Source organism: Catenulispora sp. GAS73 (assembly GCF_041262085.1).
In the GTDB taxonomy this organism is placed as follows: Bacteria; Actinomycetota; Actinomycetes; order Streptomycetales; family Catenulisporaceae; genus Catenulispora.
Genome location: NZ_JBGCCM010000001.1, coordinates 492,953 through 509,218 on the forward strand (window position 1 = coordinate 492,953; position 16,266 = coordinate 509,218).

Below are 16,266 nucleotides of genomic sequence, written 5' to 3' on the forward strand. Positions count from 1 at the left end.
TCATGACGCGCGGCTCCGAGGGCGTGTGGACGTTGCTGACCGGGCACGGCCACGTACTGGTCGCGATCGCCAAGAACCCCGATTCCCGGGTCAGCGACCTGAGCCGCGAAGCCGGCCTCACCGAGCGCACGACCCTCGGGATCATCAACGACCTGGAATCGGCCGGCTACATCAGCCGCCACCGCACCGGCCGCCGCACGACCTACACCGTCCACGCCGACTGCGGCTTCCGCCACAGTTCCCAGGACGGGCTGGTCATCGGCCCGTTCCTGGAGGTCCTGGCGCAGACCCGGACCTCCGAGACCGATCCGGCGCCCGGTTCCGAGGAGTAACGGATCAGAACCGCCGCAGCGCCCACGGGAACACGAACCACAGCGCGAGGAACGCCGCCGCGACACATCCGGTGAGGACCGACGCCGCGGTTCGCCCGAGCACCACATCGATGATCAAGAAAACGGCGCAGTCCAGAGCGACCGACAGAAGAAACGTGCCGACCCGCGCGCAGTGGGTGGACACGATGACGACCTGTTCCTTCATCCCCCGCCGGAACAACCCGCGGTGGACGGCGACCGGTGTCGCGAGCACGGCGACCGACAGGACGGACGTCAGAAGCGCGGCGATGTAGACGTCCTGCTGCGTACCCGAGAGCTGGACGAAGCGCGGGGTGAACGCGATGCCGAGCAGGAAGGCGAAGATGATCTGAACGCCCGTCTGGAGCACACGGAGCTCCTGCAGGAGTTCCACCAGGTTCCGGTCGGCGCGCTCTTCCTGCGTCTCGTGGCGGTCTTGGTCCCCCGTTTCTCCCTTGGAAACAACCATGACGGATTCCTCAATAGCGCCGGAAGGGTCCCGACTTCCCCCAGAGACATCAAGGCACGGAAGGCGGAAGTCGGGGCGGGCTAGCGCCGCCGCATCATCATCACGACAAGGACGATGACGAGTATTAAGACAATGGCGCCTACGCTGATGTACATCTGAGCCTCCTGGGCAACTGGATTTCCGTCTCTGCGTTCGAACCGGCTCCTTATGGCCGTGAAACTGTCGAGTAAACAAGGCTCGTCACCGGCTCAGGACGCTCAGCCACTCCCGCAACAGCGCCGCCTCAGCAGCCCTGAACCCGGCGTCCACGACCGGGTCCTCCCCGCGTCCGTCACCGACGGCGGCCAGCAGCGCCAGCGCGCGCTCCGCCATCCTGGCTCGGACGTCGTCGGCCGCCGGTTCGGTGCTGACGATCGAGTCGATGACGGTGTCCCGCAGCCCGGTGAGCGGGGTCGGATCGCGCTCGTCCTCGGGCTGCGACAGCAGCTGCAGCACGGCGCCGGTGGTCGAGGCCTCGATGGCCCGTGCGGCCGTCTCGACCGGGACGCGAAGCCGGCCCTGCTCGCGGGCCCGCTCCAGGAGACGGCGCAGGATCTCGCCGTTCTCCTGGACCGCGGACGGGCGGCGGCCGGGGCGCAGGTTGCCGTACATCAGGGCGTAGAACGCGGGGTTGCGCAGCCCGAACTCGACGTGAATGTTCCAGCCACGCCGGATGTCCTCGATCGCGTCCTCGCTCGGTTCCAGGCCTCGCTTCTCGGCCAGGTAGCTCTCGAACCCGTAGCTGGCGAGGGCGTCGAGCAAGCCGTCCTTGTCCCCGAACAGGCGGTACAGCGCGGGCGTCTGCACCCCGGCGGCGGTCGCGACCGCGCGCGTCGAGATGGCGGCCGGCCCGTGTTCGGTCAGCAGCTCGGCCGCCGCCTTCAGGACCGCCTGCTGCTGGTCACGGCGCTCCGCACCGGTCTCGGAGGAGCCAAGGTCGCTGCGCATGTATCGATGGTACCAAGATTCCGTTGACGTTGACACTGACAGCGATATCGACTTAGCGTTGACACTGTCACCACCGGGCACGAGCCACCACCGGTACGAACACGGTGCCGATCGCTAGGAGATTCCATGCCCCCACCCATTCCGACTGTCCGACTCAGCTCCGACGGCCCCCTCGTCGGCGCACAGGGGCTGGGCTGCATGGGGATGAGCGAGTTCTACGGCGACACCGACGCCGGTTCGGCCCGCCAGACCCTCGACGCCGCCCTGTCCGCCGGTGTCACCCTGTTCGACACCGCCGACATGTACGGCCACGGCGACAACGAGCGCTTCCTCGCGCCGTTCGTCCGCGCGCACCGGGACGACGTCGTCATCGCGACCAAGTTCGGCAGCGTCCGAGCCGCCGACGGATCGATGTCGTTCAGCAACGACCCCGCCCATATCCGGCGGGCCGTCGATGCCAGCCTGGCGCGGCTGGGCATCGAGGTCATCGACCTGTACTACATGCACCGGCGCGACCCGGCCGTCCCGCTGGCCGACTCCGTCGGGACGCTGGCCGACCTCGTCCAGGCCGGCAAGGTCCGCCACCTGGGCCTGTCCGAGGTCACCGGCGAGGAACTGCGCGAAGCCCACGCGCACCACCCGATCAGCGCGGTGCAGTCCGAGTGGTCGCTGTTCACCCGCGACGTCGAACGCAGTCTCGTCCCCGCCGCGGCCGAACTCGGCGTCGGCGTGGTCGCCTACTCCCCCCTCGGCCGCGGCTTCCTCACCGGCGCCCTCCCCGACGCGTTCAGCGCCGATGACGTCCGCTCCCGATTCCCCCGCTTCACCGGAGAGAACGCCCGGCACAACACAGCGCTGCTGCACCCCGTCACCACGATCGCCGCCGACCGCGACGCCACGCCGGCGCAGGTCGCTCTGGCCTGGCTGCACCAGCGACGCACCGTCCACAACGTCACGGTCGTGCCGATCCCCGGCACCCGGCGTCCGAACCGCCTGAACGAAAACCTCGCCGCCCTCGAACTCACCCTCACCGCCGACGAACTGGCCCTCCTCGAACCCATCGCCGACCAGGTCACCGGCGACCGGTACCCCGACATGGCCGAGACGTCCAACGCCCGCGAGATCTGACCCACCGATCGCGCCCCCGACCTGCCACCAGCAAGAACCCGAACACGAAGAACGGAACAACGATCATGACCGGCATCACCGTCGCCATCGCCTACACCTCCGGCTACGGCCACACCCGCGAACTGGCGAACGCCGTCGCCGAGGGCGCCGCATCAGTACCCGACACAGTCGTCGAACTGATCGACGTCGCCACGATCACCGACGACGACTGGCACACCCTCGACCACTGCGACGCCATCATCTTCGGCAGCCCCACCTACATGGGCAGCGCCTCCGGCGCCTTCCACACCTTCGCCGAAGCCACCTCCGCACGATGGATGACCCGCGCCTGGCAGGACAAGCTCGCCGCCGGCTTCACCAACTCCGGCTCCATGAGCGGCGACAAGCTGCACACCCTGCAGTACTTCGCGATGTTCGCCGCCCAACACGGCATGCACTGGATCAACCTCGGCCTGCTCCCGGGCTGGAACACCACCACCGCCAGCGAACACGACCACAACCGGCTCGGGTTCTACCTCGGCGCCGGCGCCCAGACCTGGAACGACCAGGGCCCCGAAGCCGTCCACCAGGCCGATCTCACCACCGCCCGCCACCTCGGCCGGCGCGTGGCCACCCACACCAGCCGCTTCGCGGAGAGCCTCGACCTCGCCGACATACCGGTCACCACAGCCGGCTGAGCCGCACGAGGCAACCGCCGCGGGCCGGGCTGACTCAAGGCTCTGTCACACCGCAGAAAAGCGTCAGGCCCCGGACCCCGTCAGGAATGGGCGACGGGTTCCGGGGCCGGACGCTGTACGAGATGCCACCTTCTCGCCGTCAATACAGGCGTCGGCACGCGCTCTGGCGTTACACCCCTTGCTGACCTGGGGCGCGGGAGTTCCTTAGACCGCTGATGGAGTCGCGCGCGTCACTCCGCCACCGCCGTCTTGGCGGCGCGGGACAGACGGAGGGCGGAGACGAGGAAAAAGATGCCGCCGAGCGCGGCATAGCCGCCGAGGACCTTCAGCGAGGGATCAGTCTTGGCGGCGTCAGCGAGGAACGAGGCGCCGGCCAGCACCGAGAGGCCACCGCTGAGGATCATGGCCCACTGACCGCCCATGGACCGGCGCAGCAGCGCCACGACGAGCTGGACCAGACCCGAGGCGATGGCCCAAGCGCCCCAGACCCGTAGGACGTCGGCGATGCCGGCGGTGCCGGCGGCGGCCAGGCCGACTGCGGCGGCCGCGCTGATGGCCATGTTGGCGTAGAGGCCCTTGATGGAGCGAGCGGCCCGTGAGCTCTTGGCGTCGACGACGGCTGCGGCCACGTCGAACGCGGGATAGAGGACCAGCAGGGTCTTCGTCCCGGCCTTGAGATCCGGGCCGAGCACCAGCAGAAGAGCCGCCCAGACCGCGGCGAAGGCGAAGCGGACGATGTACAGCCGGCGCAGGCTGGGCGCCGAGGTGGCCTGGTCGGACGTGGCGGTGAGAGTCATGGCTGCTCCGTACGGTTTCGGTGGGGATGGGGATGTGCGGCGGCCGGTTGGGCGCCGCCCCTGCGAATGGAGTCTCGGCGCCTTCGGGCAGGCCCACGTACTTCGAACGAAGTAGTTCTTCGCCTCGGCTGGTCGAGCGGGTCCACCGTCTACTTCGTTCGAAGTACGCGACCGCGGCACACGTGAACGAGAATCAAGCCATGGCCACGCCACAGGACGATCACCGAGGCGCCGCGACGCCTCTGTGGATCCGGCGCCCCGAAGTACTGCATCTCGCCGCCTATTCCGTGGCCGCGCTGGTGTTCGCCGGTCAGATCGTGGCCGTGCTGGTGCGGGGCTCGGGCTGGCCGACGGCCCTCGCGGTGCTGCTCGCCGGCGGCGGTGTCGCGCTGTCGTGGCGGTGGCCGTGGGCCGGACTGGTCGTGACGAGCGCGGCGTCCTTCGCCGTCACCGCGGTGGGCCGGGATCCGCTGTCGGTGTGGATGATGGCGGTGCTCGTGCTGTTCTCGGTCACCTTCCGGGGACGTCGGGCGCTGATCGGAATCGCCGTCGTCGCAGCGTCCTTCCTGGGCGCGTTCATGACGGTGGGAGGGTTCCGCGGCGGCGCCGTCGTCGGCGCCGCGGCCCTGTTCTCAGCGATCGCGGGCGGAGCGACCGGGGCTGCGCTGCGCATCCACCACGACCGGTGGTGGATGCTGGCCGAACGGGCCGCGAGCGCCATCGCCACCCGCGAGATCGAAGCCACCCGGCGCGTGGTCGAGGAGCGGCTGCGGATCGCCCGGGACCTGCACGACGTCGTCGGCCACCAGGTCGCGATGCTGAGCATGCATCTGGGGGTCGCGGAGATCGGGCTTCCCGAGGGCTCCGAGGCGTCCCGGGCGGCGCTCGTCTCGGCCAGGTCCGCCGCGCGCACCGTGGTCGTCGAGACGCAGCGGATCCTCACGCTCCTGCGCCGCTCGGACGACGCGCCGGAGGCTGAAGCGCTCCGGCCGATCCCGGCGCTGAGCAGCTTGGAAGGGCTCATCGGCTCCTTCGAGAGCATCGGCTTGGACGTCCGGCCCTCGATCGACGTCCCGACCGTCTTCGTGGAGCCCAGCGTCGGTGTGACGGTCTACCGGGTCGTCCAAGAAGCACTGACGAACGCCCACCGGCACGGACAGGGGACGGCGACGGTCGATGTGCGTGAGCGCGACGGCAGGATCTGCGTCACCGTGGAGAACCGCGTCGGCCGGTCGTCCCGGGGCTCCAGCCTGGGCGGCGGACTCGGGCTCGTGGGGATGCGCGAACGCGTCGAGTCATCCAGCGGACGCCTGACGATCGACGACGACGGCGAACGATTCCGGGTCCGTGCGGAGTTCAGCCCGGTGGGGGCGGCATTGCGATGACGCGAATTCTGATCGTCGACGACCAGGACGAGATCCGGGCCGGCATCCGGGCGATGCTGCGGCTCGACCCGAGCCTGGTCGTCGCCGGCGACCTCTCCGACGGGCTCCAGGCCCTGCCGTTCCTCCGAACCCACGCCGTCGACCTGGTCCTGATGGACATCCGGATGCCCGGCATCGACGGTGTCGAGGCCACCCGCCGGATCCGCAGAGAACACCCGCCCGAAAGGCTGCGGGTGATCGTCCTGACCACCTTCGACCAGGACGAGATCGTGCTCGCCGCCCTGCGCGCGGGCGCCAACGGTTTCCTGAGCAAGACGGTGAGCCCCGCCGAACTCGTCGCCGGTATCACCGAAGTCGTCGCCGGTGGCGGGGCGCTCTCCGCCGTCGCGACGGCAGCGCTCATCGGTCACATGACCCACAATCCGCCGCCGATCGTCGACCGGGATCTGCTGCACCGCTTCGACGCCCTGACCCCCAGGGAGCGGGACGTGATCGTGCTCGTCGCGAGCGGACTGGGCAACGACGAGATCGCGGCCCAGCTGCACGTCTCGCCGCTGACCGTGAAGACGCACGCCGTGCGAGCCATGACGAAGGTCGGCGCGCGCGATCGAGCACAACTCGTCTCGTTCACCTTCCGAGCGGGGCTCTACCCGGGAGCCTGAATCCGCGGCGTCAGCGTGTCTTGACCTTGTCGCTGCGACAAGGTTCAGGCTTTCGACGCCGTCATCGCCGCCCCGACGATCCCCGCGTTGTTCCGCAGCGTGGCGGGGACGATCTCGGCCCTGATCCCCTCGATGAGCGGGAGGAACTTGTCGGCCTCGCGGCTGACGCCGCCGCCGATGATGAACAGGTCCGGGGAGAAGAGCATCTCGACGTGGGCCAGGTACTTCTGGACGCGGCGGGCCCAGTGGGCCCAGCTCAGGTCCTCGTCCTCCTTGGCCTTGGACGAGGCGTGCGTCTCGGCGTCGCGGCCGTGGAGTTCCAGGTGGCCGAGCTCGGTGTTGCGGACGAGGTGGCCGTCGGTGAAGACGGCGCTGCCGATGCCGGTGCCGAAGGTCAGCAGGATGACCGTGCCGTCGCGGCCGCGGCCGGCGCCGAAGGTCGTCTCGGCCAGGCCGGCCGCGTCGGCGTCGTTGAGCACCGTCACCGGCAGGCCCAGGCGGGCACCCAGCAGCGCGTGGGTGTCCAGGCCGATCCATTTCTGGTCCATGTTGGCGGCCGTGCGGGTGACACCCGCGGTGACGACGCCCGGGAACGTCATGCCGACCGGTCCGGTCCAGCCGAAGTGGCCGACCACCTCGGCCACGGCGTCCGCGACGGCGTCGGGAGCCGACGGACGCGGCGTCAAGACCTTGTAGCGCTCGGCCGCGAGGTCTCCACTGTCCAGGTCCACGGGAGCGCCCTTGATCCCGGAGCCGCCGATGTCCACGCCGAAAGTCTGCACGGACAAGACCATAAGGCCCGACGCCGACAGCCGCAGCCGGGCCGACTCCGGTGAGACCGTGTCACAAAGTCGCGGGCTGTCTCGACTCAGGTCTTGAAGACACCAGCTGGGTGAAGCCATCAGCTGGATCCAGACATCGAGGGAGAGACCCGTGAACGTGGCACTCTGGATCGCCGCCGCAGTGCTGGCGGCGGTCGCGCTTACCGGCGGCGTGCTGAAGACGGCCGTGCCCAAGGCCAGGCTGGCCGCGCAGCACGGCGGGGAGTGGACCGAGGGCGCCAGCGTCGGCTTCATCAAGGCCATCGGGGCCCTGGAGATCCTGGCCGCGGTCGGCCTGATCGCACCGCGGGCGGTCGGCGTCGCGCCGGCCATGGTGCCGGTCACCGCCGTGTGCTGGGTGCTGCTGATGGTCGGCGCGATGATCACGCACGGCCGGCTCGGGCAGAACAAGCTGGTGCTGGTGAATCTGGTCTACCTCGCGCTCGCGGTGTTCATCGCGGTGGGACGGGTCTGAACTGATAATTCCCTGTCAGCCAGGAAGCCCCAGCAAGAACTCCGGGTACAAGTTCACCGTCTCCTCGATCAGCCCGTGCAGCCCGGCCACATACTCGGCGCACTCGGCCACCCCGCCGAACTCGCCGGCATCAACCGCGCCGACCTCATCGACCGTCGCATGAAGCCCGTCGATCAGCGGCCTGACGATCCCCGCGAACGCCCGCAACCACCCCGGCTCGGTCAGCCGCGCCGCGAACTCGTCCCGGGCCGAGGCCGAGTCCGCGCACCCGACGAGCAGCTTCTCCGCCGCCCCTCGCTCCGTCTCGGACAGCGACTCCAGATACCGCACCACCATGTACGTGGCCGTACCGTTACGGAGGTCCTCGTACCGGCGCGAGGCGATGTCCCGCTGGTCGTTGACCACCTGCCGCAGGACTCCGAACCGCTCGCCGAAGTCGCGCAGCGCGTCCACCCGCGCCGGGTCGCAGCCGGCCAGCACCGCCCCCATCGCCGAGGCCATGGCGTACGGCGCGCCGGTCTTGCCGCGATAGCCGGCCATCACTTCCTCGGCGGTGGCCGTCGCCGCGGTCAAAGACAGGTCTGCGAGCTGCCCGGATATCGCGCGGTGCCAACACCGCGACAGCTCCTGGCGCAGCAGCAGTGCCCGCGCTGGATCGTCGCGGCAGGCGTCGTCCAGGACCGTGGCCGACAGGTGGCACGCGATCCCCACCACCGCGAGCAGGTTCCGGTCGGCGTCGGAGGCGGCGACGGCCCCCGGTGCGGCGTCGGACAGGTCGTCCAGGTAGCGCGCCGACACCCACCACAGCACATGCGCCATCGCGGCCGGCTCCGCGGCCGCCGGCTCGCCGGAGTACAGCCCGTGCACCAGGAACGGCAGGGCCACGATGCCGTCGACCGCCGGTCCCGAGCCGCGCGCGGCGATCCGGTCCAGGAAGCCGGTCAGCGCGTCGCCCATCGCGCGGTCGGCCATGCCGCCGGGGCCGGTCGAAGCGGTCAGCTGCTCCCCCAGCTCCCGCAATCGCCGCAGCACGCCGGCCGAATTCCAGGTGGGTGCCTCCGTTGTCATGTCCTTCTCCCCCGCCCGGGCCGGCGTGGAACCGGCCGCCCCGCCATGCGCGATGACAGGGTTCGTGAAATTTTCATCAATCCATCGACAATCAGTTCGCTGAGACGCTAGCGTACTGAGATGAATCAAGCCAGCAGACTCATTCACGTCAGTTGATGTAAAGCCCTGGCTTCAGTAAGGCCATGTCGCGACCCGGGGGGGTCTTGGCTCGGCGCCTTCGCGCGCCACAAGGGGGAGGTGACGCCGGTGGCCGACGAAGATCCGCGGTTCGACTGGCGCCAGGCGATCACACCCGCGCTGTTCGGGATCGGCCTGCTGGTGAACGTCACCGGGTTCGCCCTCGTCCTGCACCGCCACGACGAGCCCGGCCGCGCCTTCGCGCTGGTGTTCATCGGCGCCAATCTGCTGTGGCTGCTGGCCGAGGCCCCGGTCAGCCTTGGCAGGCCCGGCGCGCCGCCGCGCGAGGTGGCCACACTGGTCGCCTACGGCCTCACCCGGTTCGCCACGGTCGCCGCGGCCCTGTTCATCACGCCGCTGGGCACCGAGTCGCCGATCCGCGAGGCGGTCGCGATCGCGGTGTTCGCCGGCGGCGTCACGCTCCGCCTGGTCGCCATCAGAACCCTGGGACGCTTCTACTCCCACCACGTGATCCGCCACGACGAGCACGCGATCGTCTCCTCCGGCCCGTACCGGCTGATCCGGCACCCGGCCTACGCCGGCATGCTCCTCGGGCACGTCGGACTGATCGTGTTCTTCTTCAACTGGCCGGCGCTGGTGCTGCTGGCCGGGTTGGCCGGGGTCCTGTCCTGGCGAATCCGGGTCGAGGAGCGCACTCTGCTGGTGCTCCCCGCCTACAGCACCTACGCGGCCCAGCACGCGCGCCTGCTGCCGGGGGTCTGGTGAGCCTGCCGACCGGAGTGCCCTGGCTGGACGCGGACGTCTGCGACACGCTCCTGAGCACCACTCGCTCGGTCCGCCGAGGCCTGGATCTGGAACGCCCCGTCCCGCGAGCCGTCGTCGAGGACTGCATCCGCCTGGCACTGCAAGCGCCGAACGGCGCCAACCGACAGGACTGGCGCTGGATCCTCATCCGCGATCCGAAGCGCCGCGAGCAGGTCGCCGAGATCTACCGGAAGGCCTTCCACGGAAGGTACGGCGACACGACCGCGGAGAGCGGCGTCCTGCGTGACGCCGGCGAGTTGGCCGACCGCCTGCACCGCGTCCCGGTGCTGGTCCTGCCGTGTCTGCAAACCGGCAAGCCACTCCCGGCGGGCAATCAAGCCGGCGTCTGGACCTCGCTGCTCCCAGCCGCATGGAGCTACGCGCTCGCCGCGCGCAGCCGAGGCCTGGGGACCACGCTCACCACGGTCCACCTCGGTCTGGAGGCCGAGATGGCCGAGCTGCTGAGCCTGCCCGAGCACGTCCACCAGGGGCCACTCATCCCGACTGCGTACGCCCTCAAGACGACATTCGGGCCCGGACGACGGCGCCCGCTGAAGGAGGTTCTGCACGTGGACGGCTGGCAGCCCGAGCCCGTGACGGCGGCCGGGGAGCCGGACCGGTGACGGCGCCCGCCGAGACTCAGATCCCTGCCACACCGCAGGGCACGGACACCGGCACGGACACGGACAACACCGCGAACAACGGCACGGGACCCAGCACAGCCCCGGCCCTGCTCCGCGGCGAAGCTCTCGTCGATCCGGCCGCCGCCGGCCACAAGTTCTCCCGCCTCGCCGAGCTGCGCGCCGCAGGCTTCGCCGTCCCCGACCTGTTCGGCATCCCGGCAACCGCCTTCGATCGGGCGCTCGCGCCGGTGCTGGCAGACCTGGACGCGCCGCCGACCGCCGCGTCCCCCGAAGCCGTACGGCGCTGGAGCGAGAGGGCGCGCGCCGCTGTGCTCTCGCTCCAGGTGGACGAGGACCTCGCCGACGCCGTCCACACCGCGTTCGACGACGTCATCGGGCCCGACGGGCTCGCCGCCGTCCGCGCGTGCGTCGTGCCCGGGCCGGGCCAGCACGGCGAGGACAGTTCGGCCGATCCGTTCGCCGGGCTGAGTGACAGCTTCCTCTACGTCCCGCGCGCCGACCTGCTCCGGCGGATCGTCGAATGCTGGGCGTCCGCCTACAACGCCGAAGGGGTCCTGTACCGGCTGCGGCGCGGCGCCGACCCCGGTGCGGTGCGCGTCGCGGTCGGCGTCCAGCAGATGGTGCTCGGCGCCAGCTCGTTCGTCGCGTTCACCCGCGATCCGCGCGACGGCGCCGAGCGCATGGTCGTGGCTGCGGCATACGGCATCGGCGAGGGCGTCGTCCAGGAGCGTGCCGACGTCGACCACTATTTCACCGAGCGGGCCACCGGCGCGGTGCGCAAAGAGATCGTCGTCAAGCGCCGCATGGTCGGAGCGCCCAAACTCGGGAGCCCTGCCGCGCCTGCGGAGTGTGAGGTGCCGTCGGAGCTGGCCGAGCAGCCGGTCCTGTCCGACGACGCCTTGGCCCGGGTCGTAGAGACGGCCGCACGGATCGAGGAGTATTTCGGCCGTCCCCAGGACATCGAAGGCACGTTCGCGGCCGACGGCGAGCTGTGGATCGTGCAGTCCCGGCCGCTGGCGGACCTTCCCGAGCAGGTGGTGTGGAGCAACCACAACATCACCGAAAGCTATCCGGGAGTCTCGTGCGCGCTGACGTACTCGCTCGCGCGCGACTTCTACAAGACCATCTTCACCGACCTCTACCGCCGCATGGGCATCCCCGAGGCGCAGCTGCGGGAGAACGCGCACCATCTGGAGCGCATGGTCGGGTTGCGCGAGGGCCGGGTCTACTACCGGCTCGACGCCTGGTATGCGCTGCACGGCATGATGTCCGAGTTCGAATTCATCCGGGGCTGGTGGGAGCACTCGATGGGGCTACGGCCCCAGCCGGGGATGGACCTGTCCCCCGGTTGGCGTGGCCGGGCCCTGCGTACGGCGCCGGGTACCGTGCGGCGCAGCGCGAGCCACTTCCGCAGGGTACGTCGATTCCTCGCGTGGTGGGACCGGACCGCCGCCGAAGCCGGAGACCTGGAATCCCTCGACGCTGAGGCCCTGATCGCGTTCTATCGCGGTCTGTGGGCGGAAGTCGGCGTGCAGTGGGGTGTCACGCTGACCAACACGGTCCTGGGCATCTTCCCCGCCGCGGGCTACGAAGGCTTGCTGCGCCGCTGGACCGGCTCCCAGCACCGGGCACTGTTCGGCGCGCTGCTGGCCGGCGGACCGGAGAACCGCACGCTGGCCGGGCTTCGCAGCGCTCTGGAACTGGCGGACCTGATCTGTCTCTGTGCCGGGCCCAAGGCCCGGGACCGGATCCTGAACGCCACGACTGCCGCGGAGGACGCCGCGGTGTGGCAGGAGATCATCGACGGCAGGTACGGGCCCGAAGTCGCGGACGCGGCCCGGCGCCAGTTGCGCCTGTACGGTGATCGGGCCATCGGCGACCTGAAGCTCGAACAGCTCACCCCGCGCCAGAGACCGGGCATGATGCTCGACATGGTGCGCCCGCACCTGCGGCAGAGCACAAGCACAGGCTCAAGCACAGCCACAGCCACAGGCGCCGAGGCCAGCCGCGCGGACGAGCGGAAGGTTCGCGCGGACGGCGAACGCGAGCTGCGCGAGCACTGTCGCAATCCCTTGCGACGCGTGATCATCAGGGCCTTCGCTTCCCGGATGCGGGCCCACCTCAAAGCCCGCGAGGACACCCGGTTCTGCCGTACCGAGCTGTTCGGCCTGTCGCGGCGGGTCCTGCTGCGCCTGGGCGTCCTGCTGGCCGGCGCCGGGCGGCTCGACGACCCGCGCGACGTCCTGGACCTGACCGTGGAGGAGGTCCTCGGCGCGTTCGACGGGACCCTGCCGGGCAGCGACCTGCGCGCGCTCGCGGCCCTGCGCCGCGCCGACCGGGAGCGCTGGGAGGCGCTGCCGGCGCCGCCGCCCCGGCTGGTGAGCGTGGCGGGACGGCCGCTGGACCCGGCCCGGCCGGCGACCGCCGCACCGGTGGACGGCGACGCCGCCGACGGCGAGAACCTGTTGCGCGGCCTAGCGTCCAGCGCCGGCGTGGTGCGGGCACGGGCCCGCGTGGTGCTGGATCCGGACGTGCCCGCCGACACCTGCCGGGACGCGATCCTGATAGCGCGGGAGACCGACCCCGGCTGGCTGTTCCTGATGACCGCGGCCCGGGGGCTGGTGGTCGAGCGCGGGACGCTGCTGTCGCACACCGCCGTCACCGGCCGGCTTCTCGGGGTGCCGACCGTGGTCGCGGTCGAGGGAGCCACCGCCCGGATCCCGGACGGCGCCCTGATCGAACTCGACGGCGCGGCGGGCACCGTGCGGATCCTGGCCGAGACGGCGGCCGGTGACGGCGGCGCGCCGATCCTGGCCGAGAAGACAGCCGAGGAGACAGAGCCTTGATAGTCAGGCTGCGCCGCTACGTCCGGGGCAGCTTCCCTCCGGCGCTCTACCTGCCCTACGCCCTGGCTTGGGCGCTCGGCGGGACGGCCATGTTCGCCCTCGGACAGCGTGGGCAGCACGGCGCCAGATTGTGGCGGCCGGGCTGGGCCACGCTCGCGACGCTGGCGTCGTTCACTGTGCTGCTGCTCATGGTCCGCGCCGTCGACGACCTGCGCGACCTGGACTACGACCGGGTGCACAACCCGCGGCGACCGCTGGCCTCCGGCGCGGTCGCCGTGAGCGACCTCGGCGTGCTCATCGCTGCCGGAGCTGTCGTCGTCCTGCTGCTCAACGCCCCGCGCGGCCTGGCCTTGGCCGGTGCGGCCACGGCGCTGTTCTACCTGGCCGTTCTGCTGGCCGCCGACCGGCTGGCGCACTGGCCGTCCGGAGACGCGCTCATCGTCAGCGCCCTGATCAGCCTGCCGGTTCAGCTGCTGCTCGGCGGCTATCTCTACACCGCGCTGCTGCACGACACCCACCGCTCCGCCGAGACCGCCGCACTCCTGCCGCTGGCCACCATGCTCGCGGTCTTCACGCACCTCGAACTCGCGCGCAAGACCACCCGCGTGCCCAAGCCCGGCGAGCGCAGCTACGTGACCGTGTTCGGCGTCGAGGCGACGGCGCGCGCCGCCCTCGCCGCCGCTGCTGTGGCGACAGTTCTCGCGCTGCTGCTGGTCCGGCCCTGGGACTCGGGCGCCGCGGCCGGGTGGCTCGTCCTGCTGCCGGCCGTGCTGCCGGTGCGGGGCGCAGTGCGGTTCTGGCGCGGCGGCGCCGAGCGCTGGCCCGCGACCGATTCAGGGTTCTACATCCTTGCGGCGTTCACCGCCTTCCTCGTCGTCGATCTTTTGGAAAGGCACGCACCGTGACCGACGAACCTGACGAGCCGCCGGCCTTCCCGTTCCCCCATCCGCCCAGCTCACGACCGCCCGCGCGGTTCGCCGAGATGACCGCCGAAGCAGGGCTGCCCCGGGTAGTCCTGTCCAACGGCGCGTCGGCTCTGCTGGTCAGCCGCTACGCGGACGTGCGCGCCGTGCTGTCCGACGACCGTTTCAGCCGGGCCTCGTTCACCGGCAAGCCGATGTTCGCGCGCTCCAACGCCTCGCTGGCGCTGGCCACCAGCGACCCGCCGGTGCACAGCCGCCGGCGGCAGGCCGTGGCCGGTGAGTTCACGGCGCGGCGCGCCCGCGAGACGGCGCCGTGGCTGCGGGAACTCGCCGCGTCCGGTGCCCGGCGGCTGCGCACCCTCGCGCAGCCCGCGGACTTGGTCGAGGAGTTCACCGTCCCGTTCGCCCTGCGCACCGCGACCGAGCAGCTCGGCCTGCCGTACGACGACGCGGTCACGCTGCGTCCGGCCATGGCCGTGATGATGTCGTTCGGCAGCCACACCGCCGAGGAGGTGGCCGCGGCCCACGCCGAGGTGCACGGGTATTTCGGGGACCTGGTCGCCCGGCGCCTCGCCGACGCCGCCGCCGGCCGCCCGAGCGAGGACCTGCTCAGCCGGCTGCTCCTCGGCAAGGGGGCCGACCGCCTCAGCCACGAGGAAGTCGCGGTCTTCGGATCCGGGCTGCTGATGGCGGGTTTCGACACCACCTCGCGACAGCTCGCGATGGCGGTGCTGATGGTGCTGCGTGACCCGGCGCTGACCGCGCGCCTGCGGGAGCAGCCCGGGGCGCTGACGCCCGCGCTGGAGGAGATCCTGCGCTGGAGCTCGCTGATCGCGACCGGCGGCGCGGCCCATGTGGCGCTGGAGGACGTCCGGCTCGGGGACGTCCTGGTTCCGGCCGGGGAGGTGGTGGTGCCGCTGGCCGCCGCCGCGAATCAGGACGCGTCGGTCTTCGCCGAGCCGGACCGCTTCGACCCCGGCCGCGAGGACAACCCGCACATCGCCTTCGGCCACGGCCGCCACTACTGCCTTGGCGCGCCGTTGGCCCGGCTGCAGCTGGAGGTCGGGATGACCGCCTTGCTGGCGGAGTTCCCGACCCTGCGGCTGGCCGTGCACGAGGACCAGATCCGATGGACCGCGGGCCAGTTCATCCGCGGACCGCTGGCACTGCCGGTGCGTTGGGACGGCGCGGGGTGGCCCGGGGTGGCTTCCTCGACCGAGGAAACCACCGTGGGGGCGTCCGGATGCCCGTGGTCCCCAGACACAGGAAGCGAGGAACCATGAATCCTCCGTCCGCCGCGGCGCCGATCGTCCTGGTCGGCGACCGCTTCGACCACTTCATCGCCGCCGGCCTAGGGGTCAGCACCAGCGGTTTCGCCGAGGCCGTGGGCGGCGGCGCGTACGACGACCTCCCCGAGCCGGTCCAGGTCCACCTGGGGCAGGGCCTGGACGAGGCCGCGGTCGCCGACGCCGCCGAGGCCGTCGAGCGCCGGGGGCTCAGCGACCGCCTGCTGCTCGACCCCCGCGACCTGCCGACTCCGGTCGAGGCGCGCGCGGTGCACAAGCGCGACGCCCGCAACGTGCTGCTCGCGGACTTCGAGTACTGCGGGCCGGCCGCTTTCGAGGCCTCCTTGCGCCTCCACAACGACAACGAGCTGCTCCAGGACCACCAGGCCGCACCGCACCTGCAGGGTATGGTCCTGATCGAGGCCGCGCGCCAGATGTTCCTGGCGGTGTGCGAGCTCGCATACCTGCGTCCGTGGCCGGACCGGAAGTTCTCGTTCCTGCTGACGCAGGTCGACACCCGGTTCGAGCGGCTGGCGTTCCCGCTGCCGTTGCGGATGCGGCTGACCGCGCACCGCGCGGACACCGAAGACGTGAACCGGATGTGGTTCGACACGAAGACCTGCTTCACGCAGTGCGGGCGCGAGGCGGCCACGACCACGGTGGCCGCCTTGGTACAGCCGCAGGAGCGGACCGCGCTGACCGAGCGTCGCGGTGCGGAGACGGCGATCGCCGCTTTGGAGAAGGCTCGGCCGCTGGCGGGGCGGTAAGTCTGGCGGGGCGGTGAGGCTCGGCGGTCTCGGGCCTCA

17 protein-coding genes are annotated in these 16,266 nt (G+C 71.0%); 12 read left to right on the plus strand and 5 right to left on the minus strand.

Features of this window, described 5'->3' with window-relative positions; all coding sequences use genetic code 11:
* Positions 1–2 precede the first annotated feature (2 nt).
* Entirely contained in the window at positions 3–332 is a 330-nt protein-coding gene (locus ABH935_RS02090) for a helix-turn-helix transcriptional regulator (protein ID WP_370376025.1), read from the plus strand.
* A 4-nt stretch (positions 333–336) separates the two neighbouring features.
* Here ABH935_RS02090 and ABH935_RS02095 read toward each other — a convergent pair whose 3' ends face one another.
* Together ABH935_RS02095 and ABH935_RS02100 are read right to left on the minus strand one after the other, a co-directional pair.
* Positions 337–819, minus strand: a complete 483-nt coding sequence (locus tag ABH935_RS02095; protein ID WP_370376026.1) for a DUF6328 family protein — start codon at positions 817–819, stop codon at positions 337–339.
* A 240-nt stretch (positions 820–1,059) separates the two neighbouring features.
* Positions 1,060–1,806, minus strand: coding sequence for a TetR/AcrR family transcriptional regulator (locus ABH935_RS02100; RefSeq protein WP_370376027.1), 747 nt, complete (start codon positions 1,804–1,806; stop codon positions 1,060–1,062).
* 126 nt (positions 1,807–1,932) lie between these two features.
* Between ABH935_RS02100 and ABH935_RS02105 the strand changes: the two genes are divergently transcribed.
* Positions 1,933–2,934 (plus strand): aldo/keto reductase, encoded by a 1,002-nt coding sequence (locus ABH935_RS02105; protein ID WP_370376028.1) that lies wholly within the window; start codon positions 1,933–1,935, stop codon positions 2,932–2,934.
* 65 nt (positions 2,935–2,999) lie between these two features.
* Positions 3,000–3,611, plus strand: coding sequence for a flavodoxin family protein (locus ABH935_RS02110; protein ID WP_370376029.1), 612 nt, complete (start codon positions 3,000–3,002; stop codon positions 3,609–3,611).
* 230 nt (positions 3,612–3,841) lie between these two features.
* Here ABH935_RS02110 and ABH935_RS02115 read toward each other — a convergent pair whose 3' ends face one another.
* A complete protein-coding gene (locus ABH935_RS02115) occupies positions 3,842–4,408 on the minus strand; it encodes a hypothetical protein (protein WP_370376030.1) in 567 nt (188 codons plus the stop codon).
* Between the two features lie 200 nt (positions 4,409–4,608).
* On the opposite strand from ABH935_RS02115, the gene ABH935_RS02120 reads away from it, so the two are divergent.
* Together ABH935_RS02120 and ABH935_RS02125 are read left to right on the plus strand one after the other, a co-directional pair.
* Positions 4,609–5,793, plus strand: coding sequence for a sensor histidine kinase (locus ABH935_RS02120; protein WP_370376031.1), 1,185 nt, complete (start codon positions 4,609–4,611; stop codon positions 5,791–5,793).
* Positions 5,790–6,455, plus strand: a complete 666-nt coding sequence (locus ABH935_RS02125; RefSeq protein ID WP_370376032.1) for a response regulator — start codon at positions 5,790–5,792, stop codon at positions 6,453–6,455. The genes ABH935_RS02120 and ABH935_RS02125 overlap by 4 nt, the downstream gene beginning before the upstream one ends.
* A 44-nt stretch (positions 6,456–6,499) precedes the next feature.
* On the opposite strand, the gene ppgK is transcribed toward ABH935_RS02125, so the two are convergent.
* Positions 6,500–7,237 carry a polyphosphate--glucose phosphotransferase gene (gene ppgK / locus ABH935_RS02130; RefSeq protein ID WP_370376033.1) on the minus strand — a complete coding sequence of 246 codons (738 nt, stop codon included), beginning with the start codon at positions 7,235–7,237 and terminating at the stop codon, positions 6,500–6,502.
* A 151-nt stretch (positions 7,238–7,388) separates the two neighbouring features.
* On the opposite strand from ppgK, the gene ABH935_RS02135 reads away from it, so the two are divergent.
* Positions 7,389–7,751 carry a DoxX family protein gene (locus ABH935_RS02135; RefSeq protein ID WP_370376034.1) on the plus strand — a complete coding sequence of 121 codons (363 nt, stop codon included), beginning with the start codon at positions 7,389–7,391 and terminating at the stop codon, positions 7,749–7,751.
* 15 nt (positions 7,752–7,766) lie between these two features.
* On the opposite strand, the gene ABH935_RS02140 is transcribed toward ABH935_RS02135, so the two are convergent.
* Positions 7,767–8,819: a polyprenyl synthetase family protein gene (locus ABH935_RS02140; RefSeq protein ID WP_370376035.1), complete on the minus strand. Its 1,053-nt coding sequence runs from the start codon at positions 8,817–8,819 to the stop codon at positions 7,767–7,769.
* A gap of 246 nt (positions 8,820–9,065) precedes the next feature.
* On the opposite strand from ABH935_RS02140, the gene ABH935_RS02145 reads away from it, so the two are divergent.
* From ABH935_RS02145 to ABH935_RS02170, 6 genes are read left to right on the plus strand one after another with little or no spacing between them, the layout of a single operon-like run.
* Entirely contained in the window at positions 9,066–9,722 is a 657-nt protein-coding gene (locus ABH935_RS02145; RefSeq protein ID WP_370376036.1) for an isoprenylcysteine carboxylmethyltransferase family protein, read from the plus strand.
* Positions 9,719–10,384 carry a nitroreductase family protein gene (locus tag ABH935_RS02150; protein ID WP_370376037.1) on the plus strand — a complete coding sequence of 222 codons (666 nt, stop codon included), beginning with the start codon at positions 9,719–9,721 and terminating at the stop codon, positions 10,382–10,384. Before ABH935_RS02145 ends, ABH935_RS02150 begins: the two co-directional genes overlap by 4 nt.
* A complete protein-coding gene (locus tag ABH935_RS02155) occupies positions 10,381–13,251 on the plus strand; it encodes a PEP/pyruvate-binding domain-containing protein (protein ID WP_370376038.1) in 2,871 nt (956 codons plus the stop codon). The genes ABH935_RS02150 and ABH935_RS02155 overlap by 4 nt, the downstream gene beginning before the upstream one ends.
* Positions 13,248–14,156: a hypothetical protein gene (locus tag ABH935_RS02160; RefSeq protein WP_370376039.1), complete on the plus strand. Its 909-nt coding sequence runs from the start codon at positions 13,248–13,250 to the stop codon at positions 14,154–14,156. The genes ABH935_RS02155 and ABH935_RS02160 overlap by 4 nt, the downstream gene beginning before the upstream one ends.
* Positions 14,153–15,457 carry a cytochrome P450 gene (locus tag ABH935_RS02165; RefSeq protein WP_370376040.1) on the plus strand — a complete coding sequence of 435 codons (1,305 nt, stop codon included), beginning with the start codon at positions 14,153–14,155 and terminating at the stop codon, positions 15,455–15,457. Before ABH935_RS02160 ends, ABH935_RS02165 begins: the two co-directional genes overlap by 4 nt.
* Positions 15,454–16,227 carry an AfsA-related hotdog domain-containing protein gene (locus ABH935_RS02170; protein WP_370376041.1) on the plus strand — a complete coding sequence of 258 codons (774 nt, stop codon included), beginning with the start codon at positions 15,454–15,456 and terminating at the stop codon, positions 16,225–16,227. The genes ABH935_RS02165 and ABH935_RS02170 overlap by 4 nt, the downstream gene beginning before the upstream one ends.
* The last annotated feature ends 39 nt before the right edge of the window (positions 16,228–16,266 follow it).

Bases quoted from the DNA above. Each gene is read 5' to 3' on its own strand.
- ABH935_RS02100 (WP_370376027.1), bottom strand. From the start codon at position 1,806: ATGCGCAGCGACCTTGGCTCCTCCGAGACCGGTGCGGAGCGCCGTGAC.
- ABH935_RS02115 (WP_370376030.1), bottom strand. From the start codon at position 4,408: ATGACTCTCACCGCCACGTCCGACCAGGCCACCTCGGCGCCCAGCCTG.
- ABH935_RS02125 (WP_370376032.1), top strand. From the start codon at position 5,790: ATGACGCGAATTCTGATCGTCGACGACCAGGACGAGATCCGGGCCGGC.
- ABH935_RS02090 (WP_370376025.1), top strand. From the start codon at position 3: ATGACGCGCGGCTCCGAGGGCGTGTGGACGTTGCTGACCGGGCACGGC.
- ABH935_RS02170 (WP_370376041.1), top strand. From the start codon at position 15,454: ATGAATCCTCCGTCCGCCGCGGCGCCGATCGTCCTGGTCGGCGACCGC.
- ABH935_RS02105 (WP_370376028.1), top strand. From the start codon at position 1,933: ATGCCCCCACCCATTCCGACTGTCCGACTCAGCTCCGACGGCCCCCTC.
- ABH935_RS02140 (WP_370376035.1), bottom strand. From the start codon at position 8,819: ATGACAACGGAGGCACCCACCTGGAATTCGGCCGGCGTGCTGCGGCGA.
- ABH935_RS02120 (WP_370376031.1), top strand. From the start codon at position 4,609: ATGGCCACGCCACAGGACGATCACCGAGGCGCCGCGACGCCTCTGTGG.
- ABH935_RS02095 (WP_370376026.1), bottom strand. From the start codon at position 819: ATGGTTGTTTCCAAGGGAGAAACGGGGGACCAAGACCGCCACGAGACG.
- ABH935_RS02110 (WP_370376029.1), top strand. From the start codon at position 3,000: ATGACCGGCATCACCGTCGCCATCGCCTACACCTCCGGCTACGGCCAC.